Raw genomic sequence first — 17,190 nt, 5'->3', positions numbered from 1 at the left:
ATCGATGACGAAGCCCGCCCGCCTGCTTGCGATCCTCCTGCCCTCGCTCCTCGCGGCCACGTCCGCCTTGGCCGACATGGACAAGCAGGTCGTCTGGAAGCTCATCGACAAGAAGGGCAAGATCACCTACGCCGACAAGGCGCCGCTCAAGGATTTCGAAGGGACGGTGACGCGGATCGAGGTCGATCTCAATGCCAATCGTGCCACCCTCACGACCGTGGGGGCATCCTCGCCTCCCGTGCTGCTGCCCCTCAGCGATCCGCAGTTGAAGCGGGTGAAGTCCGATGCGGAACTCGCTCGCGCCCTCGAGAACCTCGAGACGGCGAAGAAGGCGCGCAAGGAGGGGGAGGAACCGCTGGAGGACGAGCTGAAGTGGCTCGGCAAGAAAGGCGGCGGCGCGCGCCCGGAGCGGACCGATGCCTATCACGCGCGCATCAAGTCGCTAGACGACGCGGTGAAGAATGCGGAAGCCGTGTATGAGAGCGCCCGCAAAGCCGCCCGGCAGGCTGCCATTGATTGAGCGCTCCGCGTTGCGCGGCGCGCTGCTGCTGGCGCTGGCCGTGATGCTGGCCACACCCGCCTGGGCACAGGTCCTCTACAAGCTGGTGGACCGGCAGGGCAGGGTCACGTACTCGGACAAGGAGCCGAAGAACTACGACGGCACGGTGACGCGGCTCGAGCCCGATACCGCCTCCAATATCGTTCCCGGGGCCAAGCCAGGCGAAAACCCGCCGCGCGCCGGAACTGCCGGCGGCATCGGCGAAACCCGCCGCCTTGCCCGGGAGGATCTGGACAGGAAACTGCGCGCGGCGCAGGCGCGCGTGGATGCCGCGAGAAAGGCGCTGGCCGGAGGCAGTGAGCCCTTGCCCGAGGAGCTCCAGACCGTCCAGCATCGCTACCCGCCGCTCAAGGCGGGCGAGAATCCGCCCAATCCCAATTGTTTCGCCGCCAACGACCCCAGTGGCGTTCCGTCGCTCAATTGCCCGACCCGGGTACCGCTCGATGCGTTCTACGAGCGCCAGAAGAAGCTCGAGGATGAACTCAAGGTGGCCGAAGAGGAACTGGCGCTCGCCGAGCGCGCCTATCGCCGGGGAACGGACTAGGGCCTGGTGATGTCGGCCAGGTCCCACCGGGGCCGGACCGGGAAACTCGCCGAACCCTCGGGAGAGTTCCGATGGCGCAGCGAGGCGGCGAACGCGATCATGGCGCCGTTGTCGGTGCACAGTTGCGGGGGCGGGAAGAACGCCGTGGCGCCCGTGCGGGCCGTTTCGCGAACGAGCCTTTCGCGTAGCGCGGTGTTGGCGCCGACTCCTCCGGCAACGACCAGGCGCCCCATGCCGGTCGCCTCGAGGGCGCGAAGGCACTTGGCGACCAGCACATCGACGACCGCGGCCTGGAACGAGGCGGCAATGTCGGCCCGTGTCCGGTCGTCGAGCGGATGCTTGCGCACGCAGAGCAGGGCGGCTGTCTTCAAGCCGCTGAAGCTGAAATCGAGCCCGTCGCTTGCGATCATCGGGCGCGGGAACGCAAAACGCCTTGCATCGCCTTCGAGCGCCAGTTTCGCAAGCGCCGGGCCCCCGGGATACGCCAATCCCAGCAGGCTCGCGGTCTTGTCGAAGGCCTCGCCGGCCGCGTCGTCCACCGTTTCGCCCAGCAACTCGTAGCGGCCCACGCCTTCCACGGCCATGAGTTGCGTATGCCCGCCGGAGACGAGCAGCGCGACGAAGGGAAACGCCGGCCCGGGATCGGCGAGGAGCGGCGACAGGAGGTGACCCTCGAGATGATGGATGCCGACCACGGGCTTGCCGAGCGCGATGCCCAATCCCGCAGCCACCGAGGCGCCCACCAGGAGGGCGCCGGCGAGCCCCGGCCCCTCGGTATAGGCGATGAGGTCCACGTCCCCCAGGGTGCACCCGGCCTGCGCCAGCGCCTCGCGGGCCAGCGGCACCACCCGACGGATATGGTCGCGGGAGGCGAGTTCAGGCACCACGCCGCCGTACAGGGCGTGCAGATCGACCTGGGAATGCAGGGCGTCGCCCAGCACGCCGCGCTCGCTGTCATAGAGCGCGATACCGGTCTCGTCGCAGGAGGTTTCGATGCCGAGGGTCAGCACGTCGGAGCGGCGCCAGAAGCGCCTTTTCAGGGATGCAAAACTTTGATATTATGCAGGGTTTTCAGCGCTGTCCCACCCGGAACCCAGACATGCCGACCATTCGCCTCAAGGAAAACGAGCCTTTCGACGTCGCTTTGCGCCGCTTCAAGCGCGCGATCGAGAAGACGGGCCTCCTCACCGAACTGCGCGCTCGCGAGTTCTACGAGAAGCCCACGGCCGAACGCAAGCGCAAGCACGCGGCCGCCGTGAAGCGCCGCTACAAGCGCATGCGCTCGCAGATGCTCCCGCCGAAGCTGTACTGACCGGCCCCAGTCATTTCTTCGCGGCGAGCCGGGCCCGAGCGCCCCGCTCGCCGCGGTCGTTTCCGGCAAAGGCACCCATGCTGCTGCGCGACAGGATCATCGACGACGTGAAGACGGCCATGAAGGCGCGCGAGGCCGAACGCCTCGGCACGCTGCGCCTGCTCACCGCGGCCATGAAGCAGCGCGAGGTGGACGAGCGGATCACGCTCGGTGACGCGGACGTCGTTGCGGTCATCGAGAGGATGCTCAAGCAGCGCAAGGACTCCATCACCCAGTATGAGCAGGCGGGGCGCCAGGACCTGGCCGATGTCGAGAAGCGGGAGATGGCCATCCTGCAGGCGTACCTTCCCCAGCAGTTGCCCGACATCGAGATCGACGCGATCATCGCCGCGGCGGTGGCCGCCGCCGGGGCCACGGCGCCCTCGGACATGGGCAAGGTGATGGCGATCGTGAAGCCCCGGATGGCCGGCCGCGCGGACATGGGCCGCGTGTCGGCGCTGGTGAAGGCGAAGCTGGCAGGCTGAACCGCCGCAAGGCCGGTGTTCCCGCCCGCCCGCGGGAAATCGATTCGTACAGGGACCGGGACCGACCCTACCCGCATGATCCCGCAGGATTTCATCCAGTCGCTCCTCGGCCGCGTCGATATCGTGGATGTGATCGACCGTCACGTGCGGCTGAAGAAGGCCGGTGCCAACTACAAGGCCTGCTGCCCGTTCCACGACGAGAAGACGCCGTCCTTCAACGTGAGCCCCTCGAAGCAGTTCTACCACTGCTTCGGCTGCGGCGCGCACGGGAACGCCATCGGCTTCGTGATGGAGTACTCGGGTCTGCCTTATCCGGATGCCATTCGGGAACTCGCGCAGCAGGTCGGCATGGAGGTTCCCGAGGTTCGCGGCGGCCTCCCGGGCCGGCCCGCGGCCGCGCAGGCCAAGGGACTCGCCGACCGGATGATGGAGGCGCTCAATTACTACCGCGCCGAGCTCCGGAAATCCTCCGAAGCGGTCGAGTACCTCAAGCGCCGCGGTTTGACCGGCGAGATCGCGGCCCGGTTCGGATTGGGCTACGCGCCGGACGCCTGGCAGTCGCTCAAGGGCGTGTTCGCGGATTACGAGGCGGTAGAGATGAAGGACACGGGCCTCGTCATCGACTCGGAGGGCGGCGAGGGCCAGGACGGCGAGCCGGCGAAGAAAAGCCGGCGCTACGATCGCTTCCGGGGGCGCGTCATGTTTCCGATCCTCGATTCCCGCGGCAGCGTGATCGGCTTCGGCGGCAGGATCATCGGCGAAGGCGAGCCCAAGTACCTGAACTCTCCCGAGACGCCGCTTTTCGAGAAGGGCCGCGAGCTCTACGGGCTCTGGCAGGCGCGGCGCGCGATCCGCGACAACGACCTCGTCATCGTCGTCGAGGGCTACATGGATGTCGTGGCGCTCGCCCAGCACGGGGTGGAGAACGCGGTGGCCACGCTGGGAACCGCGACCACGCCGATGCATCTGGCCAAGCTCCTGAGGACCGCCGACAGCGTCGTGTTCTGCTTCGACGGGGACAACGCGGGACGCAAGGCAGCGTGGAAGGCGCTCGAGGTGTCGCTTCCGGTGCTGGCGGACGGCAAGTCCGTGGCCTTCCTCTTCCTGCCATCCGAGGACGACCCCGATACCTTCGTGCGGCGCGTGGGCAAGGAGGCCTTCCTCGAGGCGCTGGCCGGCGCGAAGCCGCTGTCGCAATTCCTCCTTTCCGAAATCGCGTCGAAAGTGGACATGGGCACCGAGGAGGGCCGGGCCCGGTTCCTTGCCCAGGCCAGGCCCCTGGTTTCTCAGATCGAGGCGCCGGCGCTGGGCGCGATGATCCGCAAGCGGATGGCCGAGATGGCGGGCCTGGATCCGGGCGAAATTCCGGGATACCTACCCCCCCGGGAGTCGGGTCGGATTCGACATGCACCGCCGGCCCGGGTGGTGCGCCGGGCGCACTCCCTCGAGGCGCAGATCCTGCAGCGGGTGCTGCGCAAGCCCGACCTGGCCCGATCGGTCGATCCGGATCTGGTGGCCGAAAGCACCGCGGAGGGCCGTGCCTTGCACGCAGTTCTCGCCTTTGCCCGGGAGGGTGACGCGGGCCTCACCCTGGGGCAGGCCATGGCCCACTTCGAGAATTCCGAGCACGGACCGGCGCTTCACGCAGCCATCCGGGATGCCAGCATCCTGGACGAGGTTCCGGAGGCGGACCTGGACCTGGCGGCCGAATTGGCCGGCTTGCAGGACAAGCTGGGGCTGCAGCGCTCCGAGCGCCGCAAGTCCGAGCTCGAGGCCCGGTCCATGGCCGGCGGGCTTTCGGAGGCGGAAAAGGTCGAGCTGTCCGGGCTCAAGGACCGGCAGGCTGCTGCAAAAGGGGTGAACTCTGCCCTCGAAATGCCACCTAAACAGTGATAAAATAGGCGGTTTTCTCCAACGACTTGCCCCTTCCGGAGATGCGCGTGAAGTCCTCCAGCAAAGACCAGCACAAGACCAAAGTCCCGGCGGCGAAGGCCAAAGTCCCGGCGAAGGCCACCGTTGCCTCGAAGGCCAAAGTGCCTGCGAAGGCTGTCGTTTTGTCGAAGGCGAAGGCGCCGACGAAGGCCGCCATGGTATCGAAGGCGAAGGGGCCGGCGAAGGCCGCCATGGTGTCGAAGGCGAAGGGGCCGGCGAAGGCCGCCATGGTGTCGAAGGCGAAGGGGCCGGCGAAAGCCGCTGCTTTCTCGAAGGCCAAGGCCCTGCCGAACGCCGCCGTTCCGGCGAAGGTTGCGGTCCCGGCAAAGGTCGCGGTTCCGGCGAAGGCCTCAGCCGCGCCGGGGACCGCAGTCCCGCCGAAGGGCGCGGTGCCGCCGAAAGTGGCAATCGCGCCCAAGACCACGATTCCGGCAAAAGGCAAGTCGTCGAAGGCGAAAGACCTGCTGAGGACCGCCGGCAAGGAGCAGCGGGCCGAGGTGAAGCTCGCGGAGGTCGAGGCGCAGAAGAAGCGCCTGAAGAACCTCATCGTCCTGGGCAAGGAGCGCGGCTACCTCACGTACGCCGAGATCAACGACCACCTGCCCGACGAGATGACCGACGCCGAGCAGATCGAAGGCGTGGTCACGATGCTCGCCGACATGGGCATCCTCGTGTACGACCATGCCCCGGATGTGGAGACGCTGCTCCTCACCGAGGCGGCGACGAACCCCGTCGCGGACGAGGATGTGGTCGAGGAAGCCGAGGAAGCCCTTTCCCTCACCGTTGATTCGGAATTCGGCCGGACCACGGACCCCGTTCGCATGTACATGCGCGAGATGGGCTCCGTGGAACTGCTCACGCGCGAAGGCGAGATCGAGATCGCCAAGCGCATCGAGGACGGCCTGAAGCACATGATCCAGGCCATCTCGTCCTGCCCGACCACGATCGAGGAGATCCTTCGCCTCGCGGAGATGGTCGAGAAGGACGAGATGCGCATCGACGAGCTGGTTGACGGGCTGGTGGACGCCGACGGCGCGGACATCGTCGGCGAGGAGATGAGCGAGGAAGAGGAGCTCGAGGAGATCGAGGAGGACGAAGGCGAGGAAGACGCCGACATGGCGAGCGCCGACCTCGAGCAGCTCAAGAACGACTCCCTGGTGCACTTCAACAAGATCCGGCGCCTGTTCAAGAAGATGCGCAAGATCCTCGCGGAGAAGGGATATCGCTCGCGCGCCTACAAGGACCTGCAGGAATCCATCTCCGCGGAGCTCCTCATGGTCCGGTTCACCGCCAAGCAGGTCGAGCACCTGTGCAGCGGGCTTCGCCACCTGGTCGAGCGCGTGCGCGGCCACGAGCGCGAGATCATGGATCTTTGCACCCGCAACGCCAGCATGCCGCGGCAGCACTTCATCAAGGTCTTCCCGGGCAACGAGACCAACACCAAGTGGGTGGCGGAGGAAATCGTCGCCGGCCGGGCGTTCTCCAAGGCGCTGGAGCGTTTCAAGCCCGCCATCGTCGAGCAGCAGGAATCGCTCATCAGCCTGCAGAAGGAAGTCGGCATCCCGATCAAGGACCTGAAGGAGATCGCCCGCCAGATGTCCACGGGCGAGGCCAAGGCCCGCCGCGCCAAGCGCGAGATGATCGAAGCCAACCTGCGCCTGGTGATCTCGATCGCCAAGAAGTACACCAACCGCGGCCTGCAGTTCCTGGACCTGATCCAGGAGGGCAACATCGGCCTCATGAAGGCGGTGGACAAGTTCGAATACCGGCGCGGCTACAAGTTCTCGACCTATGCCACGTGGTGGATCCGGCAGGCCATCACGCGCTCGATCGCCGACCAGGCGCGCACCATCCGCATCCCGGTGCACATGATCGAGACGATCAACAAGATGAACCGCATCTCGCGCCAGATCCTCCAGGAGACGGGCAACGAGCCCGACCCGGCCACGCTGGCGGTGAAGATGGAGATGCCCGAGGAGAAGATCCGCAAGATCCTCAAGATCTCCAAGGAACCCATCTCCATGGAGACGCCGATCGGCGACGACGACGACTCCCACCTGGGCGACTTCATCGAGGACCAGGCCGGGCTCGCGCCTTCCGACTCCGCGCTCTATGCCAGCTTGCGGGACGCAACCAAGGATGTGCTCGATTCCCTCACGCCTCGCGAGGCCAAGGTACTGCGCATGCGCTTCGGCATCGAGATGAATACCGACCACACGCTGGAAGAGGTCGGCAAGCAGTTCGACGTGACGCGCGAGCGCATCCGCCAGATCGAGGCGAAGGCGTTGAGAAAGCTTCGCCATCCGTCGCGCTCGGAAAAGCTGCGCAGCTTCCTCGAAGGCGACGGCTGAGTCGCTCTCGCCGTTGAAAAAGCCCGCTTCGGCGGGCTTTTTTCTTTCCTGCGCTTCTTGAAACTACCTGAGCGACAGGATCCAGTTGACCAGGTTGTTGATGCGGTCCGGGTCCGGTGTCTTCACGACCGGATGGTCTTCTTCGTGGCCATCGGCGAACCTCGCCTTGCGGCCCGTCGTGACGTGCTTGTAGAGCTTGTCCTCGGCGCCGACGCTGCCGAGGTACTTGGCGGCGACGCTTTTCCACGCGGGGCCCTCCCTGGCCTTGTCGACCGCATGGCACTTGAGGCAGCGACTCTGGCGGGCGAGCGTCTCAGCGGCCTTGGCGTCGACCGGGGCGGCGACGGGCAGCGCGAGTATCCAGTCCACGAGGTTCTGGATCCGCTTCGTGTCGCTCGTCTTGACGACCGGATGGCTCTCCTCGTGACCGTCGTCGAACCTGGCCTTGCGTCCCGTCGTGACGTGCGCGTACAGCCTCTGTGAAGCGCCGGCCTCGCCGTGGTACCTGGCGGCGACCTCCTTCCAGGCCGGCCCGATCTTCTTCTGGTAAACGCTGTGGCATTCCAGGCAGCCGCTCTGTCGGGAGAGATTCTGTGCCGCTATCACGTCGAGGGCGGCGCTGTCCGGGGAAACGGCCAGCATCCCCGTCGTCAGCGCCAAGGCAATCAGCGCCCCCGGCCGGCCCCGCTCCACGGCTGATTTCACGTTGGCCTCACTGGTTTCCCGGTATCGGACCTGCAAGGGATTCTCATGTCGCCGGATTCTGCCGGCGCTTTGCGAGTGCGTTCTCGAGCATGCGCACGCCCGCGACCACGACGACCACGCAGGTCGCGAAAATTCCTCCCAGTGCTCCGACGGCGAGTACCGTCCAGATCGCTGTCGCCATCACGCCCTCCCCTTGATCAAGACCATCTCCGGATGAATTTCACTCTTCCTCTTCTTCCTTGTATTCCTTGGGCAGCAGGTGGGCAATGCCCTTGTGGCAATCGATGCACGTCTTCCCCTCCTTGAGCCCCTTCTCCATTTTCTTGTGTCCCCGGGGAGACTGCTTCTTCGGATTCATGGCATCCCAGGAATGGCAGTTGCGGCATTCGCGCGAATCGCTCGCCTTCATCGAACCCCAGACATGCTGCGCCAGCCCCATCCGCTCGGCCTCGAATTTCTCCGGCGTTTCGATCGACCCCGAGATGAACTTGCCGTAGAGCTCCTGGCTTGCCTGGATCTTGCGCACGAACTTGTGCACCCAGCCCTTGGGCACGTGGCAGTCGGAGCAGATGGCGCGCACGCCGGAGCGGTTCTTGTAGTGAACCGTCTCCTTGTATTCCTGATACACCGTATCGCGCATCTCGTGGCAGGCGGTGCAGAACTCCAGGGTGTTCGTCGCCTCCATGCCGGTGTTGAATCCGCCCCAGAAGATCAGGCCCGAGAACATGCCGATGGCGACGACTGCCGTCAGCGACAGGGTCGACGGCCGGAGGAAGAAGTCGCGCAACCGGGACAAGCGGGATGGCATTGGCGTGGGATCGTTCATGGGCCCGTCCGAAGATTTGTGGGGATTGCGCGCGATTCAGACGGGGCGCGGCGCCTGGATGCGGGCGCCGGAACCCAGCGTGCCGCGGCTACATCGACAGGATCCAGGCGATGAGGTTCTTGATGTCGCCCTGGTCCTTGGTCTTCACGATCGGATGATCTTCTTCCGAGCCATCGTCGAACTTGACCTTCGGCCCCGTCGTGATGTGCTTGATCAGCTTCGCCTCGGCTTCGGGCTTGCCCTTGTACTTGGCGGCCACTTCCTTCCAGGAAACGGCCTCCTTCTTCTTGTCGAGCGCATGGCACTTGAAGCAGTTGCTCTTCCGCGCAAGTGCCTGGGCACCGCCCGCATCGATAGCCTGCGCCTCGCCGGAAGCGGCGAAACAGACGGCCACCGCCGAAAGTGCAGCCAAGACATTTGCTCGGGTGATCTTCTTCATGTGTCCTCCGGGACGGATTGCAATCGTGGATCCTGGCTGCGTGGAGCATCGGGGAACCGGGCACACGTGGAATGGCGGGACTGCCGCGCGGTGCATTGCGCTTGACTTTCGACTCATGCATGAGACACTCGTTTGATCTAGGTCAAGTTGACTCAATGCGAGTCGAATCCGCCGCGCTCGCGCGCAACCTGGCGCGCATCGGGGAGAGAGCGCCGCCTGCCCGAGGGTAGAATCACCCGCGGAACACCGCTGCCCAGGGACCCCACCGGGGGGTATCCCTGTTTCACGTCAAGGCGGGTTCCAGAGATGGTCACCCCGGGCCTGTAGCTCAGACGGTTAGAGCAGGGGACTCATAATCCCTTGGTCGCTGGTTCGAATCCAGCCGGGCCCACCACCGCTTTCCTTCGCTTCGCAGAGGAAAGCTCGCACTCCGCAGGGCCATCGGGGCAGTCCCATAATCCCTTGGTCGCTGGTTCGAATCCAGCCGGGCCCACCACCGCTTTCCTTCGCTTCGCAGAGGAAAGCTCGCACTCCGCAGGGCCATCGGGGCAGTCCCATAATCCCTTGGTCGCTGGTTCGAATCCAGCCGGGCCCACCACCGCTTTCCCTTCGCTTCGCAGAGGAAAGCTCTCACTCCGCAGGGCCATCGGGGCAGTCCCATAATCCCTTGGTCGCTGGTTCGAATCCAGCCGGGCCCACCACCGCTTTCCTTCGCTTCGCAGAGGAAAGCTCGCACTCCGCAGAGCCATCCGGGCAGTCCGGATCATGAACAAGGAAGTGGAGCTTCCGGTGTCGCGCGCTTGCGAAGCGGCCCGGCTGTCGCGGGCGGCTGACCAAAAGGCGCCTTCCCACACGGGAGCGGCAGCCCTTGATCGTGACCAACGGGATCAATGTCATGTGGGCGCTCGACTTCATGCAAGACGCGCTCACCGGCGGCAGGATCTTCCGCATGCTCAACGTGATCGATGAGGCAGATCGCAGGGCCTTGGAAATCGACGTGGCGGTCGGCCTCACGCGTGACGCGATTCCTCGACCAGCTGATTGAAATCCATGGCAAGCTCCGGGCGATCCGCGGCGACAACGTCCCGACGTCACCACCCAGGCGGTCATCGATTGGGCTCGCGAGCGCGGTATCGAGGCGATCGGGCGGCTGGCCATGTGGCTGGCGACGGATTGGCCGGGATTGTCTCTTCCGATTGATCAGAATCAAGTCGGACGAAAGGTCAATGCGTAACCTTGCCCGAATACTCCCGTAACCGGGAGGGCGGTTGCGTAAGTAGATGCGGTGCCCGACGGATTAGCCGAACGAAACAGATTTCTGCAAGCCTTGTAGTTCACGAAAAAAATAGGGGGTTTACGTGACAATCTCTTCTAAAATCAAACAGTTAGTTGCGTTCAGTATCGGCGGGCTGGTTATCGGCCTGTTTGGTATCGGCAACGCATTGGCTGCCGGACCCGGTCCGGACACTTGCGTGAAGTGTCACGAGGAAGAGGTCGCCTCCTACGCGAAATCGATCCACGGCCAGAAGGGCAATGTGCGCGGCGCGGCCAATGCCGGCGAGTGCTCGACGTGCCACGGCGACGCCGCGGAACACGTCAAGACCCGTGGCAAGTCCGCCATGAAGAACCCCGGCAAGAAGACCATGGCCGCCGCCGACAGCGTCGCGACATGCGTCGCCTGCCACAAGAGCGACAACAAACGTTCCCACTGGGATGGCAGCACGCACCAGACCCGGGACGTGACCTGCGCGAGCTGCCACTCGGTGCACGCCGCCAAGGACAGGATGCTCTCGAAGCTCACCCAGCCCGAGGCCTGCTTCACCTGCCACAAGACGCAGCGCGCGGAATACAACCGGCCCTCCCGCCACCCCATGCAGGAAGGCAAGGTGGTCTGCTCCGATTGCCATAACCCGCACGGCTCGGTCGGCCCGAAGCTCATGAAGAAGGATTCCACGGTCGAGACCTGCTACCAGTGCCATGCCGAGAAGCGCGGGCCCTTCGTGCATAACCACGAGCCGGTCCAGGAAGACTGCGGCAACTGCCACAGCCCGCACGGCTCCGTCGTCGACAGCCTGCTCAAGATGCGCCAGCCGATGCTGTGCCACTCCTGCCATACGCCGCATGGCGGCGCCGTCATCCAGGTGACCGGCCAGGGGGTTCCCGGCCAACCTGCCAACAACCGCAGCGCCACTTCCGGCGGCAAGGATGGCGTCAACTACACGCAAGGTCGCGGCTGCGCGAACTGCCACACACAGGTCCATGGCGGCAACAACCCGAGCCCGACCAATCCCACGCCGCAGTTCATGTTCCGCTGAAAGGGCGAATACCATGAAAACGTCTACCCAGCGTCTTGGATTCACCCAGACACTTATCGCCCTCGCGGTACTGTCTGCCTTCGGTCAGGCAAATGCCCAGGAGGCCGCGGCTCCGCAAGGCTCGGTGAGCCTCGGTGGCCTCTACGTGAGCGGCGACAGCGCTGACCGCGCCCGCTTCGGCCTGTACAACGACCTTCGCGAGCACAGCGGTTACGGCCTGCTCGACTTTTCCTGGGTCAATCGCGACTCGGCCGCGGGGCTGTGGACGTCGTTCGACGGCCGCAACCTCTTTCTTGACACGCGCGAACTGAACTTCACCACGCGCAAGCTTGGCGACTGGAAGATCGTCGCGGACTACAACGAGATCATCCGGTACTCGCCGTACACCATCAACACGGGCATGACAGGAGCGGGAACGACAACGCCCAACCCTGTCCTCCTGGCGACGCCCGGCACGGGCGCGGAAGTGAACCTCGACCAGCACCGCAAGGGCATCACCCTCGCCGGCTCGAAGTGGTTCGGCGGAGACGTGCAGTTCGAGGCCAGTATCAAGAGCGAGCAAAAGGAAGGCGCCCGCCCGTGGGGCAGGGGCTTTGCTTGCAGCGCCACTTGGGTAACCGCGGGCAGCTGCGCCACCAGCACCACGCAATGGGCCCTGCTGTTGCTGCCCGAGCCGATCGATTCGACGATCAACCAGGCCGAAGCCAAGCTGACCTACGCCAAGGGCGGCCTGCTGCTGACCGCCGGCTATTACGGCAACTACTACATCAACCGCAACTCGAACCTGACGAATACCGTCCCGAGCACGATCATCAACCCGCTCGGCGCGCCGGTGTCCATCGATTCGGGCCTGCGCGCGACCATGGGCCTGCCGATGGCCCTGAACCCCGACACTCAGGCGAACCAGCTCTACCTGCTGGGTAACTACCGGTTCTCGACCTCGACGGTCGCGAACTTCAAGTACGCCTACACGCACGCGACGCAGAACGAGGACTTCGGGGCGGCGGGTTTCTCCCAGACGCCTCCCGGCGTGAGCAATCTCGGCGGGGAGATGAACACGACCGTGGCGCAGGTTGGCATCACCTCGAGGCCGATGCCCAAGGTGTCGTTGCTCGCCAACTACCGCTACGAGAAGAGGGAAGACAATACGCCGGTCGCGAACTACAACATCGAGGGCGCCCCGGCCACGACCACGTTCACGAACAGCCCCTCCACGAAGAGCAAGGACAACCTCAAGCTGGAAGGCAGCTACCTCTTCCCGGGCGACTACCGCGCAACGCTGGGACTCGACTGGGACAAGGTGGACCACGGCGAATTCACGCAGACGTCCAGCGTCGCGGGTCTCTCGGGGTTGAAGCAGGACCTGAAGGAACAGGGCTACCGGCTCGAACTGCGCAAGAGCATGTCCGAGTCGCTCAACGGCTTCATTTCCTACGTGTACAGCAAGCGGGAAGGCGATTCTCCCTGGGAGAAACCCCTCTCCCTCGCGCAGGGCCGCGGCACCATCGAAGCCAACGACGATCCGGCTTGCGTCCCGCCGGCGGCGCCTGCCATCAGCAACTGCATCTATAACCGCACGGGCATCTTCCCGACCCTCTTCGAGGATCGTAAGCGCGACAAGATCAAGGGGATGGTGAACTGGATGCCGTCCGACCAGCTCTCGGTGCAGTTCCTGGCCGAGGAAGGGCAGGACAAGTACACAGGGCCGACCGAGAAGGGTGCGAGCAAGACGGGCATGAGCACGTACAGCCTCGACGGCAATTATCGCGTGTCGGACGACTGGAACCTGACGGGATATGCCTCCTGGGGTGATTCAAGCTACAACGTCGCCCACTCGACCGGCTACATCATGAAGGCGAAGGATACGAACACATCGCTGGGTTTCGGCCTGAAGGGCAAGGCTTCGGATCGCCTGCGGCTTACCGCGGACCTGGTCTACACGAACGACAAGGTGGAGTATCCGCAGGAACTCGACAATTCGGCTTCCGCCGCCAACGTCACCTTCCTGGCCGCCACGGGTGGGGTGCCTGATGTGTCGTACAAGCTGCTTCGCTTCAAGCTGATGGGCGACTACGACCTGGACAAGAAGTCGATGGTCCGCGTCCTCCTCGGCTACGAGCAGTCGAAGTTCAACGAGTGGACCTGGCAGTGGAACGGCAATGCGTTCCGCTATTCCGACAACACGACGGTCTACGCCAAGGAAAACCAGAACGTGTTCTTCGCCGGGGCGACCTATACCTACAGGTGGTAAGGGCGTCGCGCGGCACGATCGCGTGATCGTGCCTGTCGGGTAAGGCAGCAAGGGCGGGGCCGGGATTTCCGGCCCTGCTTCTTTTTTTGAAGCCCGCGCTCTCCCGCCCGGACAGTCCTCCTTCGAGGCACGGCTCCGGAGAACGTTCCCGATACCCGTCCCCGTTATGATGCGCGGATGTCCTCCCACGAACCCGTCCCCGGCCTGCGCAAGATCCCGGAGAACATGCCGGTGCTCCTGCGCCCGCCCGGCGCCATGCCGGGCGACGAGGCGCGCGAGCGGTTCTGGAACCTGGTCGCCATCATGCTCATCGTCTCCGTGGCGCTCGTGGCGATGGGCTGGTGGTCCTACGGGCGGGTGCGCGATTCGCTTCGCGACGTTCGCTCCGCGGGCCTGACCGCCCTCCTCGAGGCCGAATCCGGGACGCTCGCGCTGTGGATCGAGGAGAAGAAGCGCGCCGCCGAGCGCTGGGCCGCCGACGAGCCGGTGCAACGCGAGGCGGGGGCCCTGGTGCGACTCGCCCAAAGCGGCATGGAAGCCGCGGCCGTGTGCCGATCCCCCGCCCGCCGCAAGCTCCTGGCCCAGATCGCTCCCTTCGTCGCCCTCGAGGAAGTGGTGGCCGTGAACCTCATCGGCCGGGATGGCGCGATCATCGCGTCGCTGCACGAGCAATACTGCGGGCTCACGGTGGGGAAGGGGGATTTCGCCAGGCGTCTGGCGCCTGTCTTCGCGGGACGAACGGTGTTCGTGCGGCCCTTCCTGGAACTGGATCGCGTGGGCACGGCGGGCAAGATGCCGTTCGACAAGCCGCTCGTCTGGGTGGAGACGCCGATCCGTGGAGATGGAGGCGAGGTGATTGCCGCGCTCGGCTTCGGGCGGCTGGCGGATGCGCGCTTCGGCTCGCTCCTCGTCCTGACGTCGGCGCAGTCCTCGCGCGAGGCGTACGCGTTCGATGGCCACGGGATGATGCTCACGCAGAGCCGCTATCTGGGCGACCTGCGCCTTGCCGGGAGGGTCGCTGCCGACGAGTCGGGGATCCTGCGCATTCCCGTGCGCGATCCCGGGGGAGATATCGTGGCGGGATTCCGCCCCTCGATGCCATCGACCGAATGGCCGCTTACGCGCCTGGCGGAGGCAGCGATCGGTGCGCCGGCCGCAGGCGGACCCTACGAGGGGTCCGTCATCGAGCCCTACCGCGACTACCGCGGGGCGGAGGTCATCGGTGCCTGGCGATGGCTGCCGGAGAAGGAAATGGCCATCGCGGTCGAGATCGAGGCGGCCGAGGCCTACGCGCCCCTCAAATATCTCGAGATCGCGTTCGGGACGCTGCTCGGATTCTTCGTCGCGGCGCTGCTCGCCGCGATCTCGTCCTCGGTGTGGGCCGTGCGCCTGAAGTTGCGCGAGGCGCGAAGGGTAGGCCCGTACACGCTTGAGCGCGAGATCGGGGAGGGCGGCATCAGTCATGTCTATCTTGCGCGTCACTCCTTCCTGAAGCGCCCGGTGGCGGTGAAGGTGCTCAAGACGGCGCTCGCCACCGACGAGATGGTCACCCGCTTCGAGCGCGAAGTGCAGCTTTGCAGCCGGCTGTCGCATCCCAACACGATCGAGATCTACGACTACGGCCGCACGCGCGACGGCACCTTCTACTACGCCATGGAGTACCTCGAAGGCCTGTCGCTCGAGGACCTGGTGCAGAAGGAAGGACGCCTTCCGGTGTCACGCACCGTGCACGCCCTGCGGCAGGTCTGCGGGTCGCTCAAGGAGGCCCACGAACGCGGGCTGGTTCACCGTGACGTGAAGCCCCACAACCTCATGCTCTGCCGCCACGGCGGTGAAGTCGACGTGGTGAAGGTGCTCGACTTCGGCCTGGTGAAGGAACTCCAGAACGCGCATACGCGCGACATCACGCAGTTCGCGCGCGTGCTGGGCACGCCGCTCTACATGGCGCCGGAGCGCCTTCGCAACCCGGCCGACGCCGATGCGCGGGCCGACATCTACGCGCTGGGCGCTGTCGCCTTCTTCATCCTCACGGGCCGTCGCGTGTTCGACACGAAGAGCGATCACGATCTCGTGTACCAGGTGCTGAACCTCCCGGCGCCCTCGATCGCGGAATTCGGGGTGCAGGATGCTCCGGCCGTCCTCGTGGCCCTCGTGGCGCGATGCCTCGCCAAGGATCGAGAGGAAAGGCCGGGCTCCATCGCGGAAGTGGCGGCCGTGCTGGCGGAGGTCGCGCGGCAGCGGCCCTGGCGCGAGGAGGAAGCGCGCGATTGGTGGTCGCGGTGGGGCGCGGAGGCTTCGCTGGCGACCGCAACGGCGCCCGAGACTTCCTGAGCAGCACGTTGCCCTTCAGTCGGTCAGGGCAGCGGCCGACTGCGGCGAGGAGCCGGGATTCGATTCGCAGGCGAGTAGAATTGCCTGGAATCAAGACTGCACGCCCTTCCATGGACGACATCGCCAAACTGCGCCGCATCCTGCGCGACAACCGCACCATCGCGGTGGTCGGGCTCTCGGCCAACTGGTACCGGCCCAGCTATTTCGCCGCGAAGTATATGCAGGAACACGGATACCGCGTCATCCCCGTGAACCCGCTGTATGACAGCGTCCTGGGCGAGAAATGCTACCCGTCGCTTCGCGACATCCCGGAGAAGATCGACATCGTGGACTGCTTTCGCCGAAGCGAGGAGATCCCCGCGCTGGCCGTCGAGGCGGCTGCGATCGGCGCGAAGGTGCTCTGGATGCAGCTCGGCGTGAAGAGCGAAGCGGCCCGCCGGAGCGCCGAGGCCGCCGGCCTGGAGGTCGTGGAGGATCGCTGCCTCAAGATCGAGCACGGACGGCTTTTCGGCGGGCTGGGCTGGGCGGGCGTCAACACGAAGGTGATTTCCGCGAAGCGCCCTGCCTGAATCTGCGCGCCGCGTTCACCCGCCAACCGTAGAATGGGCCTTCGCTTGCCGACCCTTTGACCGAGGAAGCCATGGAACCCTATCTCGTCTGGATCATCGCCGCCTTCGCGCTGGTGACAATCGAGCTCCTGACCGGGACCTTCCACCTGCTGGTGATCGGCGTGGGCGCCTTCGCGGGTGCCGCGGTCGCCTGGGCGGGCGGGGCCTTCCTCACGCAGGCGATCGGCGCGTGCGCAGTGGCGCTGGTGGGTACGTGGCTCGTGAACCGCTGGCACCGCGCGCACCGGCCGGGTAGCGTGAACGACAACTTTCTCGACTTCGGCCAGCCGGTGGTCCTGGAGTCGTGGGTCGATGCGGGTTCGAGGACGGCCCGGGTGAAGTACCGTGGCACGACGTGGGACGCACGGGTCGCATCGGAAGCGAACGTCGAACCGGGCGAAACGCTCATCATCAACGGGCAGGACGGCAGCACGCTCCTCGTGGGCACCGCACCGCCTCCGAAGTGAACGAACCGAAAACCTGGGAGACCACC

At 65.5% G+C, this 17,190-nt stretch carries 17 protein-coding genes and 1 tRNA gene; 13 read left to right on the top strand and 5 right to left on the bottom strand.

Annotated elements, in window-relative coordinates:
* Nucleotides 1-4 precede the first annotated feature (4 nt).
* Together IPP91_14965 and IPP91_14960 are read left to right on the top strand one after the other, a co-directional pair.
* Entirely contained in the window at nt 5-520 is a 516-nt protein-coding gene (locus IPP91_14965) for a hypothetical protein (GenBank protein MBL0143366.1), read from the top strand.
* A complete protein-coding gene (locus tag IPP91_14960; protein MBL0143365.1) occupies nt 513-1,103 on the top strand; it encodes a DUF4124 domain-containing protein in 591 nt (196 codons plus the stop codon). The genes IPP91_14965 and IPP91_14960 overlap by 8 nt, the downstream gene beginning before the upstream one ends.
* Here IPP91_14960 and tsaD read toward each other — a convergent pair.
* Complete coding sequence (gene tsaD, locus IPP91_14955; GenBank protein ID MBL0143364.1) at nt 1,100-2,113, bottom strand: tRNA (adenosine(37)-N6)-threonylcarbamoyltransferase complex transferase subunit TsaD; 1,014 nt, start codon at nt 2,111-2,113, stop codon at nt 1,100-1,102. The two genes, IPP91_14960 and tsaD, sit on opposite strands and share 4 nt — an antisense overlap.
* A gap of 89 nt (nt 2,114-2,202) precedes the next feature.
* Here tsaD and IPP91_14950 point away from each other — a divergent pair, with 89 nt between their 5' ends.
* The 4 genes from IPP91_14950 (at nt 2,203) to rpoD (ending at nt 7,222) form a co-directional block, all read left to right on the top strand.
* Nucleotides 2,203-2,415, top strand: a complete 213-nt coding sequence (locus tag IPP91_14950; GenBank protein MBL0143363.1) for a 30S ribosomal protein S21 — start codon at nt 2,203-2,205, stop codon at nt 2,413-2,415.
* 77 nt (nt 2,416-2,492) lie between these two features.
* The gene (locus IPP91_14945) at nt 2,493-2,939 is read left to right on the top strand and encodes a GatB/YqeY domain-containing protein (GenBank protein ID MBL0143362.1); all 447 of its coding nucleotides are present in this window, start codon (nt 2,493-2,495) and stop codon (nt 2,937-2,939) included.
* 75 nt (nt 2,940-3,014) lie between these two features.
* Nucleotides 3,015-4,832 carry a DNA primase gene (locus IPP91_14940; protein ID MBL0143361.1) on the top strand — a complete coding sequence of 606 codons (1,818 nt, stop codon included), beginning with the start codon at nt 3,015-3,017 and terminating at the stop codon, nt 4,830-4,832.
* Between the two features lie 41 nt (nt 4,833-4,873).
* Nucleotides 4,874-7,222 carry an RNA polymerase sigma factor RpoD gene (gene rpoD / locus IPP91_14935; GenBank protein MBL0143360.1) on the top strand — a complete coding sequence of 783 codons (2,349 nt, stop codon included), beginning with the start codon at nt 4,874-4,876 and terminating at the stop codon, nt 7,220-7,222.
* Between the two features lie 63 nt (nt 7,223-7,285).
* Here rpoD and IPP91_14930 read toward each other — a convergent pair whose 3' ends face one another.
* The 4 genes from IPP91_14930 to IPP91_14915 form a co-directional block, all read right to left on the bottom strand.
* Nucleotides 7,286-7,603: a class I cytochrome c gene (locus tag IPP91_14930; GenBank protein MBL0143359.1), complete on the bottom strand. Its 318-nt coding sequence runs from the start codon at nt 7,601-7,603 to the stop codon at nt 7,286-7,288.
* A gap of 367 nt (nt 7,604-7,970) precedes the next feature.
* Complete coding sequence (locus tag IPP91_14925; GenBank protein ID MBL0143358.1) at nt 7,971-8,108, bottom strand: hypothetical protein; 138 nt, start codon at nt 8,106-8,108, stop codon at nt 7,971-7,973.
* Between the two features lie 39 nt (nt 8,109-8,147).
* A complete protein-coding gene (locus IPP91_14920) occupies nt 8,148-8,753 on the bottom strand; it encodes a NapC/NirT family cytochrome c (protein MBL0143357.1) in 606 nt (201 codons plus the stop codon).
* Between the two features lie 88 nt (nt 8,754-8,841).
* Nucleotides 8,842-9,192, bottom strand: a complete 351-nt coding sequence (locus IPP91_14915) for a c-type cytochrome (GenBank protein ID MBL0143356.1) — start codon at nt 9,190-9,192, stop codon at nt 8,842-8,844.
* A 317-nt stretch (nt 9,193-9,509) separates the two neighbouring features.
* Here IPP91_14915 and IPP91_14910 point away from each other — a divergent pair.
* From IPP91_14910 to IPP91_14880, 7 genes are all read left to right on the top strand, one after another.
* A tRNA-Ile gene (locus IPP91_14910) sits at nt 9,510-9,586 on the top strand.
* 474 nt (nt 9,587-10,060) lie between these two features.
* On the top strand, nt 10,061-10,237 hold the full coding sequence (locus tag IPP91_14905; GenBank protein MBL0143355.1) for a hypothetical protein: 177 nt from the start codon (nt 10,061-10,063) through the stop codon (nt 10,235-10,237).
* Between the two features lie 319 nt (nt 10,238-10,556).
* Complete coding sequence (locus IPP91_14900) at nt 10,557-11,507, top strand: DmsE family decaheme c-type cytochrome (protein MBL0143354.1); 951 nt, start codon at nt 10,557-10,559, stop codon at nt 11,505-11,507.
* Between the two features lie 13 nt (nt 11,508-11,520).
* On the top strand, nt 11,521-13,758 hold the full coding sequence (locus IPP91_14895; protein ID MBL0143353.1) for an MtrB/PioB family decaheme-associated outer membrane protein: 2,238 nt from the start codon (nt 11,521-11,523) through the stop codon (nt 13,756-13,758).
* 177 nt (nt 13,759-13,935) lie between these two features.
* A complete protein-coding gene (locus tag IPP91_14890; GenBank protein ID MBL0143352.1) occupies nt 13,936-16,089 on the top strand; it encodes a serine/threonine protein kinase in 2,154 nt (717 codons plus the stop codon).
* Between the two features lie 110 nt (nt 16,090-16,199).
* Nucleotides 16,200-16,658: a CoA-binding protein gene (locus tag IPP91_14885; protein ID MBL0143351.1), complete on the top strand. Its 459-nt coding sequence runs from the start codon at nt 16,200-16,202 to the stop codon at nt 16,656-16,658.
* Between the two features lie 71 nt (nt 16,659-16,729).
* Nucleotides 16,730-17,164: an NfeD family protein gene (locus IPP91_14880; protein MBL0143350.1), complete on the top strand. Its 435-nt coding sequence runs from the start codon at nt 16,730-16,732 to the stop codon at nt 17,162-17,164.
* Nucleotides 17,165-17,190 lie beyond the last annotated feature (26 nt).

This window comes from Betaproteobacteria bacterium, from assembly GCA_016720855.1.
In the GTDB taxonomy this organism is placed as follows: Bacteria; Pseudomonadota; Gammaproteobacteria; order Burkholderiales; family Usitatibacteraceae; genus FEB-7.
The sequence above is the reverse complement of the archived record's forward strand: the minus strand, read 5'-3'. Positions and strand labels throughout refer to the sequence as shown.

Coding starts and splice junctions, on each gene's coding strand:
- IPP91_14925 (MBL0143358.1), bottom strand. CDS start 8,108: ATGGCGACAGCGATCTGGACGGTACTCGCCGTCGGAGCACTGGGAGGA.
- IPP91_14950 (MBL0143363.1), top strand. CDS start 2,203: ATGCCGACCATTCGCCTCAAGGAAAACGAGCCTTTCGACGTCGCTTTG.
- IPP91_14895 (MBL0143353.1), top strand. CDS start 11,521: ATGAAAACGTCTACCCAGCGTCTTGGATTCACCCAGACACTTATCGCC.
- IPP91_14920 (MBL0143357.1), bottom strand. CDS start 8,753: ATGAACGATCCCACGCCAATGCCATCCCGCTTGTCCCGGTTGCGCGAC.
- IPP91_14885 (MBL0143351.1), top strand. CDS start 16,200: ATGGACGACATCGCCAAACTGCGCCGCATCCTGCGCGACAACCGCACC.
- IPP91_14880 (MBL0143350.1), top strand. CDS start 16,730: ATGGAACCCTATCTCGTCTGGATCATCGCCGCCTTCGCGCTGGTGACA.
- IPP91_14940 (MBL0143361.1), top strand. CDS start 3,015: ATGATCCCGCAGGATTTCATCCAGTCGCTCCTCGGCCGCGTCGATATC.
- IPP91_14890 (MBL0143352.1), top strand. CDS start 13,936: ATGTCCTCCCACGAACCCGTCCCCGGCCTGCGCAAGATCCCGGAGAAC.
- IPP91_14915 (MBL0143356.1), bottom strand. CDS start 9,192: ATGAAGAAGATCACCCGAGCAAATGTCTTGGCTGCACTTTCGGCGGTG.
- rpoD (MBL0143360.1), top strand. CDS start 4,874: ATGCGCGTGAAGTCCTCCAGCAAAGACCAGCACAAGACCAAAGTCCCG.
- IPP91_14965 (MBL0143366.1), top strand. CDS start 5: ATGACGAAGCCCGCCCGCCTGCTTGCGATCCTCCTGCCCTCGCTCCTC.
- IPP91_14945 (MBL0143362.1), top strand. CDS start 2,493: ATGCTGCTGCGCGACAGGATCATCGACGACGTGAAGACGGCCATGAAG.